Source organism: Enterococcus sp. ZJ1622, assembly GCF_011038845.1.
Lineage (GTDB): Bacteria > Bacillota > Bacilli > Lactobacillales > Enterococcaceae > Enterococcus_B.
On the sequence record NZ_JAAKDW010000003.1, the window covers coordinates 1 to 14,714 of the forward strand.

Sequence of the window (14,714 nt, forward strand, 5' to 3'; positions counted from 1 at the left end):
AATAAGCAACCAAATCTTTTTTTCTCCGGCTGGGCAAGATGTCAAAGAGTTTCCCTGTCTCTCCATCCATACAAGAAAAGGAGAACTTCCCATAGGAAGTTGAAAGAGAGCGAAACTCGTCGAATAGCAAACATTGAGGTAAATAGTCCAGTTTCTGCCGCATTGTTGCCGATAGAGCAGATAATGTCCGCTGAACGGTCGTCACTGAAAGATCACAACGTTTCGCAATTGTCTTTAACGCTTGACGCTCGGTCAACTCTTCTAATATTGTGTAATGGACTTGTTTCGAAATAAAACATGAAGGAGCGACAAGATACGTATGAGCAGTAAAATATTTCCCACATGCTCGGCAGTGATAACGTTGCTTTCTTAGTCGCAAGTAGGTTTGCTTATTTCCACTGCGGTTTAAGAGAACCATTGAAATCTTCTTGCCGTTTTTGACGATCTGCTTCGCAGATTCTTTACAAAATGGACAATGTTTAAAGGTCCGAACTAAATTTCCTTCGATTACGATGGCTTTCTTGTTCTTATAAATAGTTTCTTGAAAAGAATTAATTTCAATATTTTTATCTTTAATAGTGAAGAGCTCTTTGATAGAATGAGAGATGGACATACAAAAACTTCCTTTCAGATTGATGTTTTAGACGACTCTATTCTATCGGAATTTTTGTATGTCTGTTTGTTTTTTTACAAAAAAATCTAGGACCGACAGAAAATTCTATCAGTCCTAGAAATTATAGAGCCAATAAAAGAGTCGGCGTTTTCTAAATGAAAACTTATGAAAACAAATTGAGTTTTACAAAAAAAAGCCTTGCTTTGTGTGTTTAGATATATTATAATTACAAAGGTGCATTTACCATGGTAAATGCCACAGACGTGATCAATATGATTTCGTCGGCTAAGAAACGAGAGGTTGCGACACGCCCGGACGCTTTGCCACGAACGAGCGTGACGGAAATTTTCGTGGAGCTATGTCTACTTTTCAAAATAGGCGAAGGAGGGAACAAGATGGCAAAACAAAAAATTCGTATCCGTTTAAAAGCGTATGAACATCGTATTTTAGATCAATCAGCGGATAAAATCGTGGAAACTGCAAAAAGAACTGGAGCTAGCGTGTCTGGTCCAATTCCATTACCAACTGAACGCAGTCTTTACACTGTTATCCGTGCGACTCATAAATACAAAGATTCACGCGAACAATTCGAAATGCGTACACACAAACGTCTAATCGACATTGTGAACCCAACACCAAAAACTGTTGATGCTTTGATGAAGCTAGACTTACCATCTGGTGTGAACATCGAAATCAAATTATAAAACTAAAATAGAAATAATGGAGGTGTACTCATGACCAAAGGAATCTTAGGGAAAAAAGTGGGAATGACACAAATCTTCACTGAATCTGGTGAATTAATTCCAGTTACTGTTGTAGAAGCTACGCCAAACGTGGTATTGCAAGTGAAAACAATGGAAACAGACGGATACGAAGCTATCCAAGTTGGTTACCAAGATATGCGTGAAGTTTTATCAAACAAACCTGCGAAAGGTCATGTTGCAAAAGCAAACACGGCTCCTAAGCGCTTCATTCGTGAATTCAAAAATGTTGAGCTAGGAGAATATGAAGTAGGAAAAGAAATTACAGTAGATGTTTTCCAAGCAGGAGACATTATTGATGTAACAGGTACTACGAAAGGTAAAGGATTCCAAGGGGTTATCAAACGCCATGGACAAAGCCGCGGACCAATGGCTCACGGTTCTCGTTACCATCGTCGTCCTGGGTCAATGGGTCCAGTTGCACCTAACCGTGTATTTAAAAACAAACGTCTTGCTGGCCGTATGGGCGGCAACCGCGTAACAATCCAAAACTTGGAAGTTGTTCGCGTCGATGCTGAAAGAAATGTTATCTTGATCAAAGGTAATGTTCCTGGAGCGAAAAAATCATTAATCACTATCAAATCAGCTGTGAAAGCTAAATAATAGTAGGAAGAAAGGAGGAACTAAGGAATGCCGAATGTAGCATTATTCAAACAAGATGGAAGCCAAAACGGTGAAATCACACTTAACGAAGAAATCTTCGGAATTGAACCTAATGAAAGTGTTGTTTACGATGCAATCGTAATGCAACGTGCGTCATTAAGACAAGGAACACACGCGGTCAAAAACCGTAGCGCTGTTCGCGGCGGTGGACGTAAACCATGGCGTCAAAAAGGAACAGGTCGTGCTCGTCAAGGATCTATCCGCTCACCACAATGGCGTGGAGGTGGCGTAGTCTTCGGACCAACACCACGTTCTTACAGCTACAAACTTCCTAAAAAAGTTCGTCGTTTAGCAATGAAATCTGTTTTATCAGAAAAAGTTGCTGAAAACAACTTGGTAGCAATCGAAGGCTTGAACTTCGACGCACCAAAAACAAAAGAATTCAAACAAGTTCTTGCAAACTTATCTATCGACTCTAAAGTATTGGTTGTTCTAGAAACAGGTAACGACTTTGCTGCTTTATCAGCACGTAACTTGCCAAACGTTTCTGTAGTAACTTCTGATAATGTGAGTGTGCTAGACGTTGTTTCAAATACAAAAGTGTTAGCAACACAAACTGCTCTTACTCAAATTGAGGAGGTGCTTGCATAATGAACTTACTAGACGTAATCAAACGCCCAGTGATCACTGAAAAATCAATGCTTGCCATGGATGACAAGAAATATACTTTTGAAGTGGACACTCGTGCAAACAAAACTTTAGTAAAACAAGCGGTAGAAGCTGCTTTTGACGTAAAAGTCAAAAACGTGAATATCGTGAACGTACGTGCAAAATTCAAACGTATGGGCAAATATGCAGGATATACAAAAAAACGTCGCAAAGCGATCGTTACATTAACTGAAGATTCAAAAGAAATCCAATTATTCGAAGCTGCTGAATAAGCACTATAGCTAACTCATTAAATTAGGAGGGAAAAACGTGGCGATTAAAAAGTACAAACCTACCTCAAATGGTCGTCGTAACATGACAGGTTCTGATTTTGCTGAAATCACAACATCAACACCTGAAAAATCATTGTTACAACCATTGAAAAACCATGCTGGACGTAACAATAACGGCCGCATCACTGTACGTCACCAAGGCGGCGGACACAAACGCCAATATCGCGTGATCGACTTCAAACGTAACAAAGATAACGTTGTTGCAACTGTTCAAACGATCGAATACGATCCAAACCGTTCAGCTAACATCGCGTTAGTACACTATGAAGATGGAGTGAAAGCTTACATCTTAGCACCAAAAGGACTACAAGTTGGAATGAAACTTGTTTCAGGTCCAGATGCAGATATCAAGATCGGTAATGCTCTTCCATTAGAAAACATTCCAGTCGGTACTGTTATCCATAACATTGAAATGAAACCAGGAAAAGGTGGACAATTGATCCGTTCTGCTGGTACAAGTGCTCAAGTACTTGGTAAAGAAGGCAAATACGTATTGATCCGCTTGAACTCAGGTGAAGTTCGCATGATCTTAGCTGCATGCCGCGCAACAATCGGTTCTGTAGGTAACGAACAACATGAACTTATCAACATCGGTAAAGCTGGACGCTCTCGTTGGATGCGTAAACGCCCAACAGTACGTGGTAGCGTAATGAACCCTAATGATCACCCACACGGTGGTGGTGAAGGTAAAGCACCTATCGGACGTAAAGCACCAGTTTCTCCTTGGGGTCAACCAGCTCTTGGTTACAAAACACGTAACAAGAAAGCTAAATCAGACAAACTTATTGTTCGTCGTCGTAAAAATAAATAATTACTTTGACCATGTGTCGCACATTTTGAGAGGAGGTTCACCATGGGTCGTAGTTTAAAGAAAGGACCTTTTGTCGATGAGCATTTAATGAAAAAAGTTGAAGCTCAAGCAGGGGTTGAAAAGAAAAAAGTAATCAAAACTTGGTCTCGCCGTTCAACAGTTTTCCCAAGTTTTGTCGGATATACCATCGCAGTTTATGATGGACGTAAACATGTACCTGTTTACATCCAAGAAGACATGGTAGGACACAAATTAGGTGAATTTGCACCAACAAGAACTTATCGCGGACATGCTGCTGACGATAAGAAAACTAAACGCTAATTTGAGGGGAGGATAAATCCAAATGGCAGAACAAATCACATCAGCTAAAGCAACTGCAAAAACAGTTCGCACTTCACCTCGAAAAGCCCGTTTAGTAATTGACCTTATCAGAGGTAAAAGTGTTGCAGATGCAATTTCAATCTTGAAATTTACACCAAACAAATCTGCTGGAATCATTGAAAAAGTATTGATGTCAGCAGTTGCGAATGCAGAAAATAACTTTGACTTAGATGTTGAGAACTTGGTAGTATCTGAAGCTTTTGTTAACGAAGGACCAACAATGAAACGTTTCCGTCCACGTGCAAAAGGATCAGCTTCACCAATCAACAAACGTACAAGTCATATCACAGTAGTCGTATCAGAAAAATAAGGAGGGATAATCAGTGGGTCAAAAAGTACATCCAATTGGAATGCGTGTAGGCATCATCCGCGACTGGGATGCTAAATGGTATGCTGAAAAAGAGTATGCTGAGTTCTTACACGAAGATTTAAGAATCCGTAAATTTATTTCAACTAAACTTGCTGATGCTGCTGTATCAACAGTTGAAATCGAACGCGCAACAGGTCGTGTAAACATTTCAATTCACACAGCTAAACCAGGTATGGTTATTGGTAAAGGCGGTTCTGAAGTCGAAAGCCTAAGAAAAGAATTAAACAAATTAACTGGTAAAAGAATCCACATCAACATCGTGGAAATCAAAAAACCAGATCTAGATGCTAAATTAGTAGGTGAAGGAATCGCACGTCAATTAGAAAACCGTGTTGCTTTCCGTCGCGCTCAAAAACAAGCGATCCAACGCACAATGCGTTCTGGCGCTCAAGGGATCAAAACTCAAGTATCTGGACGTCTAAACGGTGCGGATATCGCTCGTTCAGAAGGATACTCAGAAGGAACTGTTCCTCTTCATACTTTACGTGCGGATATTGATTACGCATGGGAAGAAGCAGATACAACATACGGAAAACTAGGAGTTAAAGTGTGGATCTATCGTGGAGAAATTCTTCCAACTAAAAAAAACACTGAGAAAGGAGGGAAATAATCATGTTAGTACCTAAACGTGTAAAACACCGTCGTGAATTCCGCGGAAAAATGCGCGGGGAAGCTAAAGGCGGCAAAGAAGTAGCATTCGGTGAATACGGTTTGCAAGCTGTTGATTCACATTGGATCACTAACCGCCAAATCGAAGCTGCTCGTATCGCAATGACTCGTTACATGAAACGTGGTGGGAAAGTATGGATTAAAATTTTCCCTCACAAATCTTATACTGCCAAAGCAATTGGGGTACGTATGGGTTCTGGTAAAGGGGCACCTGAAGGATGGGTTGCACCAGTAAAACGTGGTAAGATCATGTTTGAAATCGCAGGCGTTCCTGAAGAAGTTGCTCGTGAAGCGTTACGTCTAGCTTCTCACAAATTACCAATGAAAACTAAGATCGTAAAACGTGAGGAAATGGGTGGTGAATCGAATGAAGGTTAAAGAAATCAGAGAATTAACCACTGCCGAAATGCTTGATCAAGAAAAACAATTGAAAGAAGAATTGTTTAATCTTAGATTCCAATTAGCAACAGGTCAATTAGAAAACACTGCACGTATTAAAGAAGTACGTAAATCGATTGCACGCATCAAAACTGTGTTGCGTGAACAAGCTAAGTAATTATGGAAGGAGGCCATTAAGCGTATGACTGAAGAAAGAAATCAACGCAAAGTTTATCAAGGTCGCGTGGTTTCAGACAAAATGGATAAAACAATTACCGTTGCTGTCGAAACAAAGAAAAACCACCCTATCTATGGCAAACGCATGAACTATTCTAAGAAATACAAAGTGCATGATGAAAACAACACAGCAAAAGTTGGCGACATCGTGAAAATTATGGAAACTCGTCCATTATCAGCTACAAAACGTTTCCGTTTGTTGGAAGTAGTCGAAGAAGCAGTTATTATCTAATAACACGAGATTTTCCTATATAGATTGAATGCAAAATCTGAAAGGAGGATACACAACGTGATCCAAGCAGAAAGTCGTTTAAAAGTCGCTGATAATTCAGGCGCACGTGAAATTTTGACGATCAAAGTCCTTGGTGGTTCTGGTCGTAAAACTGCTAATATCGGTGATGTGATCGTTGCTACGGTTAAACAAGCAACGCCAGGTGGGGTTGTCAAAAAAGGTGACGTCGTAAAAGCCGTTATCGTTCGAACAAAATCAGGAGCTCGTCGTACAGACGGTTCATATATTAAATTTGATGAAAATGCTGCAGTGATTATTCGTGATGATAAAAGCCCTCGTGGAACACGTATCTTTGGGCCAGTTGCACGTGAACTACGTGAAAACAACTTCATGAAGATCGTTTCACTAGCACCAGAAGTTTTATAATCTTGAGACACTTATCAAAGGAGGTGCGAAACAGTTATGTTTGTTAAAAAAGGCGATAAAGTTAAAGTTATCACTGGAAAAGACAAAAATAAAGAAGGCGTTGTGTTAGCAGCGTTTCCGAAAAAAGATAAAGTCATTGTCGAAGGTGTGAATGTTGTTAAAAAACACCAAAAACCTTCTCAAGCTGCTCCTCAAGGTGGAATCGTTGAGATGGAAGCGCCAATTCATGTTTCTAACGTGATGGTGGTCGACTCTACTGGCGTAGCTGGCCGTGTCGGCTATAAAGAAGTAGATGGCAAAAAAGTCCGTGTTTCTAAAAAAACCGGTGAAGTTTTAGATAAATAAAAAGTTTAAGGAAGGAGGGTCTTACTGAATGAACCGCCTAAAAGAAAAATATCTTAAAGAAGTAACTCCATCATTGATGGAAAAATTTAACTATAGCTCTGTTATGCAAACACCTAAAGTTGAAAAAATCGTCATCAACATGGGTGTTGGTGATGCGGTATCAAACGCTAAAAACTTAGACAAAGCAGTTGAAGAATTAACATTGATCACTGGTCAAAAACCAATGATTACAAAAGCTAAAAAATCAATCGCTGGATTCCGTTTGCGTGAAGGAATGCCAATTGGTGCAAAAGTTACATTGCGCGGAGAAAGAATGTACGAATTCTTAGACAAATTGGTTTCAGTTTCACTACCACGTGTACGTGACTTCCATGGTGTAAGTAAAAAAGCCTTTGACGGTCGTGGAAACTATACTTTAGGTATTAAAGAACAATTGATCTTCCCAGAAGTAGATTATGATTTAGTAGATAAAGTACGTGGTATGGACATCGTTATTGTTACAACAGCAAACTCAGATGAAGAATCTCGTGAGTTGTTGACACAATTAGGCATGCCATTCCAAAAATAATTAAAGGAGGCGAACTACGTGGCTAAAAAATCAATGATTGCTAAAAACAAACGTCCTGCAAAACATTCAACACAAGCTTATACTCGTTGCGAACGTTGCGGACGTCCACATTCAGTTTATCGTAAGTTCCATCTTTGCCGTATTTGCTTCCGCGAACTTGCCTATAAAGGTCAAATTCCCGGCGTGAAGAAAGCTAGCTGGTAAAAAAGTAAATTCGCATAGAAGGAGGTAAAAGTTCAATGGTCATGACAGATCCAATTGCAGATTTTCTAACTCGTATCCGTAACGCAAACATGGTTAAACATGAGTCTTTAGAAGTACCTGCATCAAAAATCAAACGCGACATCGCTGAAATCTTGAAACGTGAAGGTTTCGTTCGTGATGTTGAATACATCGAAGATGACAAGCAAGGCGTGATCCGTGTTTTCTTGAAATTCGGTAAAAACGGTGAACGTGTTATCACAAACTTAAAACGTATCTCTAAACCAGGTTTGCGTGCTTATGTCAAAGCTGACGAAGTACCAAAAGTATTGAACGGTTTAGGTATCGCAATCATTTCGACTTCTGAAGGTGTTGTCACTGATAAAGAAGCTCGTGAAAAAAATATCGGCGGCGAAGTTATCGCTTACGTATGGTAATCAAGTAGAATCTACAAGGAGGTGTCTTTAAGTGAGCCGTATCGGAAATAAAGTCGTTGTGATCCCTGAAGGAGTAACAGTTACTCAAGACGGAAACAACGTTACAGTTAAAGGACCAAAAGGCGAATTAACACGTACTTTCTCTTCAGATATCAAAATGAATATCGAAGGAAACGAAGTAACATTCACTCGTCCAAACGACAGTAAAGAAATGAAAACAATTCATGGAACAACTCGTGCGAACTTCAACAACATGGTTGTAGGTGTCAGCGAAGGATTCCAAAAAGCATTAGAATTAATCGGGGTTGGGTACCGTGCACAATTACAAGGATCAAAACTTGTATTGAACGTAGGTTACTCACATCCAGTAGAAATCATACCACCAGCTGGAGTAACTGTTGAAGTACCAGCTAACACACAAGTCATTGTGAAGGGTGCGAACAAAGAAGAAGTTGGCGAATTAGCTGCGAACATCCGCGGAACTCGTCCACCAGAACCTTATAAAGGTAAAGGTATTCGTTATGTTGGCGAATATGTACGCCGTAAAGAAGGTAAAACTGGTAAATAATAGAAGTTTAGAAAAATTGCATAGAAGCCAGCAGCAGGGAAAAAGGATTTTGCTGAAGTTTGCCTTCAATAAAAGAAGTTTTACTTGTGCCGCAGCTTCTATTTTTCGAAACTCATTTACTGCTTGAAATCAATAGTGGTACAATAAAAATAAAGAGGTGACAATTGTGATTACAAAACCAGATAAGAACAAAACACGTCAAAAAAGACATCGTCGTGTACGTAACAATATCTCTGGTACTGCTGAGCGCCCACGCTTGAACGTTTTTCGTTCTAACAAAAACATCTACGCGCAAATCATTGATGACGTAGCGGGTGTAACGCTAGCAAGTGCCTCTACCTTGGATAAAGAAATTTCAGGTGGAACAAAAACAGAAGCAGCACAAGCTGTCGGCAAACTAGTTGCTGAACGTGCAGCTGAAAAAGGCATTAAAGTAGTAGTCTTTGACCGTGGTGGATACCTTTACCATGGCCGTGTGCAAGCTTTAGCTGAAGCTGCTCGCGAAAATGGACTAGAATTTTAGAAGAAGGAGGAATACCATTCATGGTTTATATCGATCCAAAACATTTGGAATTAGAAGACCGCGTTGTTGCAATTAACCGTGTAACAAAAGTTGTTAAAGGTGGACGTCGTCTGCGTTTTGCTGCTTTAGTTGTTGTCGGTGACAAAAACGGACACGTAGGATTTGGTACAGGTAAAGCACAAGAAGTACCTGAAGCAATCCGCAAAGCAATTGAAGATGCGAAGAAAAACTTAGTTGAAGTGCCTATGGTTGGTTCAACAATCCCACACGAAGTAATCGGTGCTTTTAGTGGTGGTAGAATCCTAATGAAACCTGCTGTTGAAGGTTCTGGGGTTGCTGCTGGCGGACCAGTCCGTGCCGTATTGGAATTAGCTGGGGTAGCTGATATCACATCTAAATCTTTAGGCTCAAATACACCAATCAACGTTGTTCGCGCAACAGTTGAAGGTTTGAAACAATTGAAACGTGCAGAAGAAGTTGCAGAACTTCGCGGCAAATCAGTTGAAGAATTAATCGGATAAGGAGGACAAAAATAATGGCTGAATTAAAAGTTACTTTAAAACGCAGTATTATCGGACGTCCTCAAAACCAACGCGAAACAGTTAAAGCGTTAGGTCTTACAAAGATTAACAGTTCAGTGGTTAAGCCTTCTAATGAAGCAATCAAAGGCATGATCAATACTGTTTCTCACTTGGTGGACGTTGAAGAAGTTTAATTAAACATAAAAAAAATAGATTTAGAATATTAAGGAGGTGCCAAACCTATGAAACTTCATGAATTAAAACCTGCTGAAGGTTCACGCCAAGTACGTAACCGTGTTGGACGTGGTACTTCATCTGGTAACGGAAAAACTGCCGGACGTGGTCAAAAAGGACAAAAAGCTCGTTCAGGCGGCGGTGTACGTTTAGGATTTGAAGGTGGACAAACACCATTGTTCCGCCGTTTACCAAAACGTGGATTTACAAATGTGAACCGTAAAGACTATGCTGTTATCAACTTAGACGTATTGAATCGATTCGAAGACGGTGCTGAAGTAACACCTGTTGCTTTAGTCGAAGCTGGAATCGTGAAAAACGAAAAAGCTGGAATCAAAGTATTAGCTAATGGTGAATTAAGCAAGAAATTAACTGTGAAAGCAGCAAAATTCTCTAAAGCAGCTCAAGAAGCAATTGAAGCGGCTGGTGGATCAATCGAGGTGATCTAATGCTTAAACTATTAAAAGATGCTTTTAAAGTAAAGGACATTAGATCTAAAATCCTATTTACTGTATTTGTTTTGTTCGTATTCCGTCTAGGTGCGCATATCACTGTACCTGGCGTGAATGCTAGCTCTTTGCAGAATCTATCTTCTTTGCCATTTTTCAACATGTTGAACTTGGTCAGTGGTAGTGCGATGCAGAACTTCTCTATCTTCTCGATGGGGGTTTCTCCTTACATTACTGCCTCAATCGTCATTCAATTACTCCAAATGGATATCGTTCCTCGATTTGTTGAATGGTCGAAACAGGGTGAAGTCGGTCGTAAAAAGTTGAATCAGGCAACTCGATACTTGACATTAGTATTGGCATTCATCCAATCTGTCGGTATCACTGCTGGATTTAACCAATATGCCCAATTAGGTTTTGTGAACAACCCTAACGTAGCAACTTACGTAACGATCGGTCTGATCTTGACTGCTGGTACGATGTTTGTGACATGGTTAGGGGAACAAATCACAGAAAAAGGAATCGGAAATGGCGTATCAATGATTATCTTTGCAGGGATCATTTCACGTTTGCCTGAAAGTATCAAAGAGATTTATGAAGATTACTTTGTAAATATCGATCCTTCAGACATGTGGAAATCTGCTATTTTCATTGCCATTTTACTTGTAGCGGTCTTGCTGATCGTGACATTCGTAACATTTTTCCAACAAGCTGAACGCAAAATTCCGATCCAATACACAAAACGTGTAGCAGGCGCACCAACAAGCAGTTATCTGCCGTTGAAAGTCAATGCGGCTGGAGTTATTCCAGTTATCTTTGCTAGTTCGTTTATCGCTACACCAAATGCTGTATTACAGGCCTTGAGTGGTCGTTTCGGAGCTGAAAACTGGTATAAAGTAATGATGCAGATCTTTAACTATAATACGGCACCTGGTGCTACGATTTATACGATATTGATCGTTGCCTTTACTTTCTTCTATGCTTTTGTACAAGTAAACCCTGAGAAATTAGCGGAAAACTTGCAAAAACAAGGAAGCTATATACCAAGCGTACGCCCTGGTAAGGGGACTGAAGAGTATGTCTCGAGTTTACTGATGCGTTTGAGTACAGTAGGTGCGATCTTCCTCGGTCTAGTGGCATTGCTTCCAATCATTGCACAAATGGTATGGGATCTGCCTCAATCGATCGGGTTAGGCGGTACAAGCTTGCTGATCGTCATCGGTGTTGCTTTAGAAACTGCGAAACAGTTAGAAGGCTTAATGCTGAAACGTAAGTATGTTGGATTCATTGAGTAAGAAAGCGTGTTGAGGTTTTTCCTCAACACACGTTCTCACATTTATTAGGAGGGAAAACAATGAACCTCATTTTAATGGGGCTGCCAGGTGCAGGTAAAGGAACACAAGCAGAAAAGATCATTGATGCTTATGGGATTCCTCATATCTCAACAGGAGACATGTTTCGTGCGGCTATCCAGAATGAAACAGCTCTTGGCTTGGAAGCAAAGTCTTATATGGATAAAGGTGCATTAGTTCCTGATGAAGTAACAAATGGAATCGTGAAAGAGCGATTAGCTGAACCGGATACGGAGAAAGGCTTCTTATTGGACGGCTTTCCTCGTACGATCGAACAAGCAGAAGCTCTGGACGCAATGCTGAAAGAATTGAATAAAAAAATTGATGCTGTCATCGATATCCATGTTGGTGAAGAAATCTTGGTCGAACGCTTAGCCGGCCGATTCATCTGCAGCAACTGTGGAGCAACTTACCATAAAATTTTCAACCCTACAAAAGTTGAAGATACATGTGATCGTTGTGGTGGGCATGAATTCTATCAAAGAGAAGATGATAAACCTGAGACGGTTAAAAATCGTCTGGCTATCAACATCAAGAATAGTGAACCAATCTTGGCTCATTACAAAGAGCAAGGTTTGCTACACACTATCGATGGTGCTCGTGAAATCGATGCTGTATTTGCTGATGTACAAAAAATCATTGAAAAATAGCACGATTGCCCGTAGCCGACTTGCATTAAGCAGTTACTCTTGTCAAGTTCAATAAATTATGATAGAATATGTCAGTCCGACTTCTAGAGAAATCCTCTAGATGATCCATTTTGAGAATTTTGAGGTGGGAACTGCAGTTTCCGCCATTTTATCGTGTGAAAATGCGAAACAAGTACAAGGAGGTACTGTGCGTGGCAAAAGAAGATATGATTGAAGTCGAAGGTACAGTCGTCGAAACTTTGCCGAATGCAATGTTTAAAGTTGAACTAGAAAACGGACACCAAGTTCTTGCTACTGTTTCAGGTAAAATTCGTATGCATTATATCCGTATCTTACCTGGTGACAAAGTGACGGTTGAATTGTCTCCATATGATTTAAACCGTGGCCGTATTACTTATCGCTTTAAATAATTGTACTCCGTAAAACTACAGGAGGTATTATCATGAAAGTAAGACCATCAGTAAAACCAATGTGTGAACATTGTAAAGTAATTCGTCGTAAAGGACGCGTTATGGTGATTTGCCCAGCAAATCCAAAACATAAACAACGTCAAGGATAATTGGAGGTGCAATAAATATGGCTCGTATTGCAGGAGTAGATATTCCTCGTGATAAACGTGTAGTAGTCTCACTTACTTATATCTATGGTATTGGTAACACTACTGCTAAAAAGATCTTAGCTGATGCTGGTGTATCTGAAGATGTTCGCGTTCGTGAATTAACGAATGAACAAACAGATGCTATCCGTGCAGAAGTAGATAAGTTAAAAGTTGAAGGGGATCTTCGTCGTGAAGTGAACTTAAACATCAAACGATTGATGGAAATCGGTTCTTACCGTGGTATCCGTCACCGTCGTGGTTTGCCTGTTCGCGGACAAAACACGAAAAACAATGCACGTACTCGTAAAGGCCCAGCTCGCGCTATCGCTGGCAAGAAAAAATAATTCTTAAGTGAAGGAGGTTAAAACTTCATGGCAGCAAAAAAAGTGAATCGTAAACGCCGTGTGAAGAAGAATATAGAAGCAGGTATTGCACATATCCATTCTACATTCAATAACACTATCATCATGATCACTGATACCCACGGAAATGCATTAGCATGGTCATCAGCTGGTTCATTAGGCTTCAAAGGAAGCAAAAAATCAACTCCTTTTGCCGCTCAAATGGCAGCAGAAACTGCTACAAAAGCAGCAATGGAACACGGATTAAAGACTGTTGAAGTAACAGTTAAAGGACCTGGTTCTGGACGTGAAGCAGCAATTCGTTCATTACAAGCTACAGGTTTAGAAGTGACTGCAATTCGTGACGTGACTCCAGTTCCTCATAATGGTGCCCGCCCTCCAAAACGCCGTCGTGTTTAATGAGTGCCGCTCATTTTGAGTTCTATTAGTAACGTCATTGAACAAGACACTTTTCGTTTTGAAAGGGGTAAAGATAAGAATGATTGAGTTCGAAAAACCAAGAATCGCAAAAATTGATGAAGAAAAAGATTATGGCAAGTTCATCGTTGAACCTCTTGAAAGAGGGTATGGGACTACTTTAGGGAATTCCCTACGTCGTATTTTATTATCTTCTTTGCCAGGTGCTGCCATCACTAATATTCAAATCGATGGTGTACTGCATGAATTCTCTACCATCAAAGGTGTTAGAGAAGACGTCACTCAAATCATCTTGAACATTAAAGGTTTAGCACTGAAAATGTATGGCCAAGAAGAAAAAACCCTTGAAATCGATATTACCGGACCTGCTACAGTAACTGCTGGCGATATTATCGTTGATAGTGATGTAGAAATTCTTAACAAAGATATGTACATCTGTAGTGTCTCTGAAGGAGCTACGTTCCACGCTCGCTTAACAGTGAAACCTGGACGTGGTTATGTTCAAGCAGATGAAAACAAAAAAGAAGATATGCCGATCGGTGTACTTCCAGTCGATTCAATCTATACGCCCGTTCGCCGTGTGAACTATCAAGTAGAAAACACACGTGTTGGACATCGTGAAGATTTTGATAAATTGACGATGGAGATTTGGACAGATGGTTCAATCGAACCTTTGGAAGCAATGAGTTTATCTGCGAAAATCATGACAGAGCATTTAGATATTTTTGTGAACTTGACAGATGAAGCGAAAAACGCTGAAATCATGGTAGAAAAAGAAGAAACACAAAAAGAAAAAATGCTAGAAATGACAATCGAAGAATTAGACTTGTCTGTTCGCTCTTACAATTGTTTGAAACGTGCAGGAATCAATACTGTACAAGAACTTACGAATAAATCTGAGCCAGAAATGATCAAAGTCCGTAACTTGGGACGTAAATCATTAGAAGAAGTTAAAGCAAAATTGCATGACTTAGGTTTAGGTTTACGTAAAGAAGATTAAAACCTTT

29 protein-coding genes are annotated in these 14,714 nt (G+C 40.0%); 28 read left to right on the forward strand and 1 reads right to left on the reverse strand.

Features of this window, described 5'->3' with window-relative positions:
* Positions 1-613 (reverse strand): transposase family protein (locus G7Y42_RS03230; protein WP_165037817.1); only part of this gene is annotated, 613 nt, incomplete at its 3' end.
* A 395-nt stretch (positions 614-1,008) separates the two neighbouring features.
* Between G7Y42_RS03230 and rpsJ the strand changes: the two genes are divergently transcribed.
* The 28 genes from rpsJ (at position 1,009) to G7Y42_RS03370 (ending at position 14,707) form a co-directional block, all read left to right on the forward strand.
* On the forward strand, positions 1,009-1,317 hold the full coding sequence (gene rpsJ / locus G7Y42_RS03235) for a 30S ribosomal protein S10 (protein ID WP_005880808.1): 309 nt from the start codon (positions 1,009-1,011) through the stop codon (positions 1,315-1,317).
* A gap of 30 nt (positions 1,318-1,347) precedes the next feature.
* Positions 1,348-1,977: a 50S ribosomal protein L3 gene (gene rplC / locus G7Y42_RS03240; RefSeq protein ID WP_002290445.1), complete on the forward strand. Its 630-nt coding sequence runs from the start codon at positions 1,348-1,350 to the stop codon at positions 1,975-1,977.
* 27 nt (positions 1,978-2,004) lie between these two features.
* Complete coding sequence (gene rplD / locus G7Y42_RS03245; RefSeq protein WP_165003951.1) at positions 2,005-2,628, forward strand: 50S ribosomal protein L4; 624 nt, start codon at positions 2,005-2,007, stop codon at positions 2,626-2,628.
* Complete coding sequence (gene rplW / locus G7Y42_RS03250) at positions 2,628-2,918, forward strand: 50S ribosomal protein L23 (RefSeq protein ID WP_002290449.1); 291 nt, start codon at positions 2,628-2,630, stop codon at positions 2,916-2,918. The genes rplD and rplW overlap by 1 nt, the downstream gene beginning before the upstream one ends.
* Positions 2,919-2,955: 37 nt before the next feature.
* Positions 2,956-3,789 (forward strand): 50S ribosomal protein L2, encoded by an 834-nt coding sequence (gene rplB / locus G7Y42_RS03255; protein WP_165003953.1) that lies wholly within the window; start codon positions 2,956-2,958, stop codon positions 3,787-3,789.
* A 42-nt stretch (positions 3,790-3,831) separates the two neighbouring features.
* Entirely contained in the window at positions 3,832-4,110 is a 279-nt protein-coding gene (gene rpsS / locus G7Y42_RS03260; RefSeq protein WP_002288655.1) for a 30S ribosomal protein S19, read from the forward strand.
* 22 nt (positions 4,111-4,132) lie between these two features.
* The gene (rplV, locus tag G7Y42_RS03265; RefSeq protein WP_002288657.1) at positions 4,133-4,480 is read left to right on the forward strand and encodes a 50S ribosomal protein L22; all 348 of its coding nucleotides are present in this window, start codon (positions 4,133-4,135) and stop codon (positions 4,478-4,480) included.
* A 13-nt stretch (positions 4,481-4,493) separates the two neighbouring features.
* The gene (gene rpsC, locus G7Y42_RS03270) at positions 4,494-5,150 is read left to right on the forward strand and encodes a 30S ribosomal protein S3 (protein WP_165003955.1); all 657 of its coding nucleotides are present in this window, start codon (positions 4,494-4,496) and stop codon (positions 5,148-5,150) included.
* Positions 5,151-5,152: 2 nt separating this feature from the next.
* Positions 5,153-5,587 carry a 50S ribosomal protein L16 gene (rplP, locus tag G7Y42_RS03275; RefSeq protein WP_002288661.1) on the forward strand — a complete coding sequence of 145 codons (435 nt, stop codon included), beginning with the start codon at positions 5,153-5,155 and terminating at the stop codon, positions 5,585-5,587.
* Positions 5,577-5,765, forward strand: a complete 189-nt coding sequence (gene rpmC, locus G7Y42_RS03280) for a 50S ribosomal protein L29 (protein ID WP_002288664.1) — start codon at positions 5,577-5,579, stop codon at positions 5,763-5,765. The genes rplP and rpmC overlap by 11 nt, the downstream gene beginning before the upstream one ends.
* Before the next feature lie 24 nt (positions 5,766-5,789).
* Entirely contained in the window at positions 5,790-6,056 is a 267-nt protein-coding gene (gene rpsQ, locus G7Y42_RS03285; RefSeq protein WP_005880796.1) for a 30S ribosomal protein S17, read from the forward strand.
* Between the two features lie 57 nt (positions 6,057-6,113).
* Positions 6,114-6,482: a 50S ribosomal protein L14 gene (rplN, locus tag G7Y42_RS03290; protein WP_002288669.1), complete on the forward strand. Its 369-nt coding sequence runs from the start codon at positions 6,114-6,116 to the stop codon at positions 6,480-6,482.
* Between the two features lie 36 nt (positions 6,483-6,518).
* Positions 6,519-6,827, forward strand: coding sequence for a 50S ribosomal protein L24 (gene rplX, locus G7Y42_RS03295; RefSeq protein WP_002288670.1), 309 nt, complete (start codon positions 6,519-6,521; stop codon positions 6,825-6,827).
* A 28-nt stretch (positions 6,828-6,855) separates the two neighbouring features.
* Positions 6,856-7,395, forward strand: a complete 540-nt coding sequence (rplE, locus tag G7Y42_RS03300; protein ID WP_002288671.1) for a 50S ribosomal protein L5 — start codon at positions 6,856-6,858, stop codon at positions 7,393-7,395.
* 18 nt (positions 7,396-7,413) lie between these two features.
* The gene (locus G7Y42_RS03305; protein WP_002356214.1) at positions 7,414-7,599 is read left to right on the forward strand and encodes a type Z 30S ribosomal protein S14; all 186 of its coding nucleotides are present in this window, start codon (positions 7,414-7,416) and stop codon (positions 7,597-7,599) included.
* Between the two features lie 35 nt (positions 7,600-7,634).
* Positions 7,635-8,033: a 30S ribosomal protein S8 gene (gene rpsH, locus G7Y42_RS03310; RefSeq protein ID WP_002288675.1), complete on the forward strand. Its 399-nt coding sequence runs from the start codon at positions 7,635-7,637 to the stop codon at positions 8,031-8,033.
* Positions 8,034-8,064: 31 nt separating this feature from the next.
* Positions 8,065-8,601, forward strand: coding sequence for a 50S ribosomal protein L6 (rplF, locus tag G7Y42_RS03315; protein ID WP_165003957.1), 537 nt, complete (start codon positions 8,065-8,067; stop codon positions 8,599-8,601).
* Between the two features lie 166 nt (positions 8,602-8,767).
* The gene (rplR, locus tag G7Y42_RS03320; protein WP_002288679.1) at positions 8,768-9,124 is read left to right on the forward strand and encodes a 50S ribosomal protein L18; all 357 of its coding nucleotides are present in this window, start codon (positions 8,768-8,770) and stop codon (positions 9,122-9,124) included.
* Between the two features lie 20 nt (positions 9,125-9,144).
* On the forward strand, positions 9,145-9,645 hold the full coding sequence (gene rpsE / locus G7Y42_RS03325; protein WP_002288681.1) for a 30S ribosomal protein S5: 501 nt from the start codon (positions 9,145-9,147) through the stop codon (positions 9,643-9,645).
* Between the two features lie 14 nt (positions 9,646-9,659).
* Positions 9,660-9,839: a 50S ribosomal protein L30 gene (gene rpmD, locus G7Y42_RS03330; RefSeq protein WP_206215433.1), complete on the forward strand. Its 180-nt coding sequence runs from the start codon at positions 9,660-9,662 to the stop codon at positions 9,837-9,839.
* A gap of 48 nt (positions 9,840-9,887) precedes the next feature.
* Positions 9,888-10,328 (forward strand): 50S ribosomal protein L15, encoded by a 441-nt coding sequence (gene rplO / locus G7Y42_RS03335; protein ID WP_165003959.1) that lies wholly within the window; start codon positions 9,888-9,890, stop codon positions 10,326-10,328.
* Positions 10,328-11,623 (forward strand): preprotein translocase subunit SecY, encoded by a 1,296-nt coding sequence (secY, locus tag G7Y42_RS03340; protein WP_165003961.1) that lies wholly within the window; start codon positions 10,328-10,330, stop codon positions 11,621-11,623. The genes rplO and secY overlap by 1 nt, the downstream gene beginning before the upstream one ends.
* A 59-nt stretch (positions 11,624-11,682) precedes the next feature.
* Complete coding sequence (locus tag G7Y42_RS03345; RefSeq protein WP_165003963.1) at positions 11,683-12,330, forward strand: adenylate kinase; 648 nt, start codon at positions 11,683-11,685, stop codon at positions 12,328-12,330.
* Positions 12,331-12,521: 191 nt separating this feature from the next.
* Positions 12,522-12,740, forward strand: coding sequence for a translation initiation factor IF-1 (infA, locus tag G7Y42_RS03350; RefSeq protein ID WP_002288695.1), 219 nt, complete (start codon positions 12,522-12,524; stop codon positions 12,738-12,740).
* 32 nt (positions 12,741-12,772) lie between these two features.
* Positions 12,773-12,889 carry a 50S ribosomal protein L36 gene (gene rpmJ, locus G7Y42_RS03355; protein WP_002288710.1) on the forward strand — a complete coding sequence of 39 codons (117 nt, stop codon included), beginning with the start codon at positions 12,773-12,775 and terminating at the stop codon, positions 12,887-12,889.
* A gap of 17 nt (positions 12,890-12,906) precedes the next feature.
* Entirely contained in the window at positions 12,907-13,272 is a 366-nt protein-coding gene (rpsM, locus tag G7Y42_RS03360) for a 30S ribosomal protein S13 (RefSeq protein ID WP_002288713.1), read from the forward strand.
* Positions 13,273-13,299: 27 nt separating this feature from the next.
* Entirely contained in the window at positions 13,300-13,689 is a 390-nt protein-coding gene (gene rpsK / locus G7Y42_RS03365; protein WP_002288714.1) for a 30S ribosomal protein S11, read from the forward strand.
* A gap of 79 nt (positions 13,690-13,768) precedes the next feature.
* Positions 13,769-14,707 (forward strand): DNA-directed RNA polymerase subunit alpha, encoded by a 939-nt coding sequence (locus G7Y42_RS03370; protein ID WP_002288715.1) that lies wholly within the window; start codon positions 13,769-13,771, stop codon positions 14,705-14,707.
* The last annotated feature ends 7 nt before the right edge of the window (positions 14,708-14,714 follow it).

Excerpts from the sequence above, each read along its gene's own strand:
- rpsJ (WP_005880808.1), top strand. The coding sequence starts at position 1,009 with ATGGCAAAACAAAAAATTCGTATCCGTTTAAAAGCGTATGAACATCGT.
- rpsH (WP_002288675.1), top strand. The coding sequence starts at position 7,635 with ATGGTCATGACAGATCCAATTGCAGATTTTCTAACTCGTATCCGTAAC.
- rplE (WP_002288671.1), top strand. The coding sequence starts at position 6,856 with ATGAACCGCCTAAAAGAAAAATATCTTAAAGAAGTAACTCCATCATTG.
- rplD (WP_165003951.1), top strand. The coding sequence starts at position 2,005 with ATGCCGAATGTAGCATTATTCAAACAAGATGGAAGCCAAAACGGTGAA.
- rpsQ (WP_005880796.1), top strand. The coding sequence starts at position 5,790 with ATGACTGAAGAAAGAAATCAACGCAAAGTTTATCAAGGTCGCGTGGTT.
- rpmC (WP_002288664.1), top strand. The coding sequence starts at position 5,577 with ATGAAGGTTAAAGAAATCAGAGAATTAACCACTGCCGAAATGCTTGAT.
- rplC (WP_002290445.1), top strand. The coding sequence starts at position 1,348 with ATGACCAAAGGAATCTTAGGGAAAAAAGTGGGAATGACACAAATCTTC.
- G7Y42_RS03370 (WP_002288715.1), top strand. The coding sequence starts at position 13,769 with ATGATTGAGTTCGAAAAACCAAGAATCGCAAAAATTGATGAAGAAAAA.
- rpsM (WP_002288713.1), top strand. The coding sequence starts at position 12,907 with ATGGCTCGTATTGCAGGAGTAGATATTCCTCGTGATAAACGTGTAGTA.
- rpsK (WP_002288714.1), top strand. The coding sequence starts at position 13,300 with ATGGCAGCAAAAAAAGTGAATCGTAAACGCCGTGTGAAGAAGAATATA.
- rplP (WP_002288661.1), top strand. The coding sequence starts at position 5,153 with ATGTTAGTACCTAAACGTGTAAAACACCGTCGTGAATTCCGCGGAAAA.
- G7Y42_RS03345 (WP_165003963.1), top strand. The coding sequence starts at position 11,683 with ATGAACCTCATTTTAATGGGGCTGCCAGGTGCAGGTAAAGGAACACAA.
- rpsE (WP_002288681.1), top strand. The coding sequence starts at position 9,145 with ATGGTTTATATCGATCCAAAACATTTGGAATTAGAAGACCGCGTTGTT.
- rpmD (WP_206215433.1), top strand. The coding sequence starts at position 9,660 with ATGGCTGAATTAAAAGTTACTTTAAAACGCAGTATTATCGGACGTCCT.
- rpmJ (WP_002288710.1), top strand. The coding sequence starts at position 12,773 with ATGAAAGTAAGACCATCAGTAAAACCAATGTGTGAACATTGTAAAGTA.
- rplV (WP_002288657.1), top strand. The coding sequence starts at position 4,133 with ATGGCAGAACAAATCACATCAGCTAAAGCAACTGCAAAAACAGTTCGC.
- rplW (WP_002290449.1), top strand. The coding sequence starts at position 2,628 with ATGAACTTACTAGACGTAATCAAACGCCCAGTGATCACTGAAAAATCA.
- rplO (WP_165003959.1), top strand. The coding sequence starts at position 9,888 with ATGAAACTTCATGAATTAAAACCTGCTGAAGGTTCACGCCAAGTACGT.
- secY (WP_165003961.1), top strand. The coding sequence starts at position 10,328 with ATGCTTAAACTATTAAAAGATGCTTTTAAAGTAAAGGACATTAGATCT.
- rpsS (WP_002288655.1), top strand. The coding sequence starts at position 3,832 with ATGGGTCGTAGTTTAAAGAAAGGACCTTTTGTCGATGAGCATTTAATG.
- rplX (WP_002288670.1), top strand. The coding sequence starts at position 6,519 with ATGTTTGTTAAAAAAGGCGATAAAGTTAAAGTTATCACTGGAAAAGAC.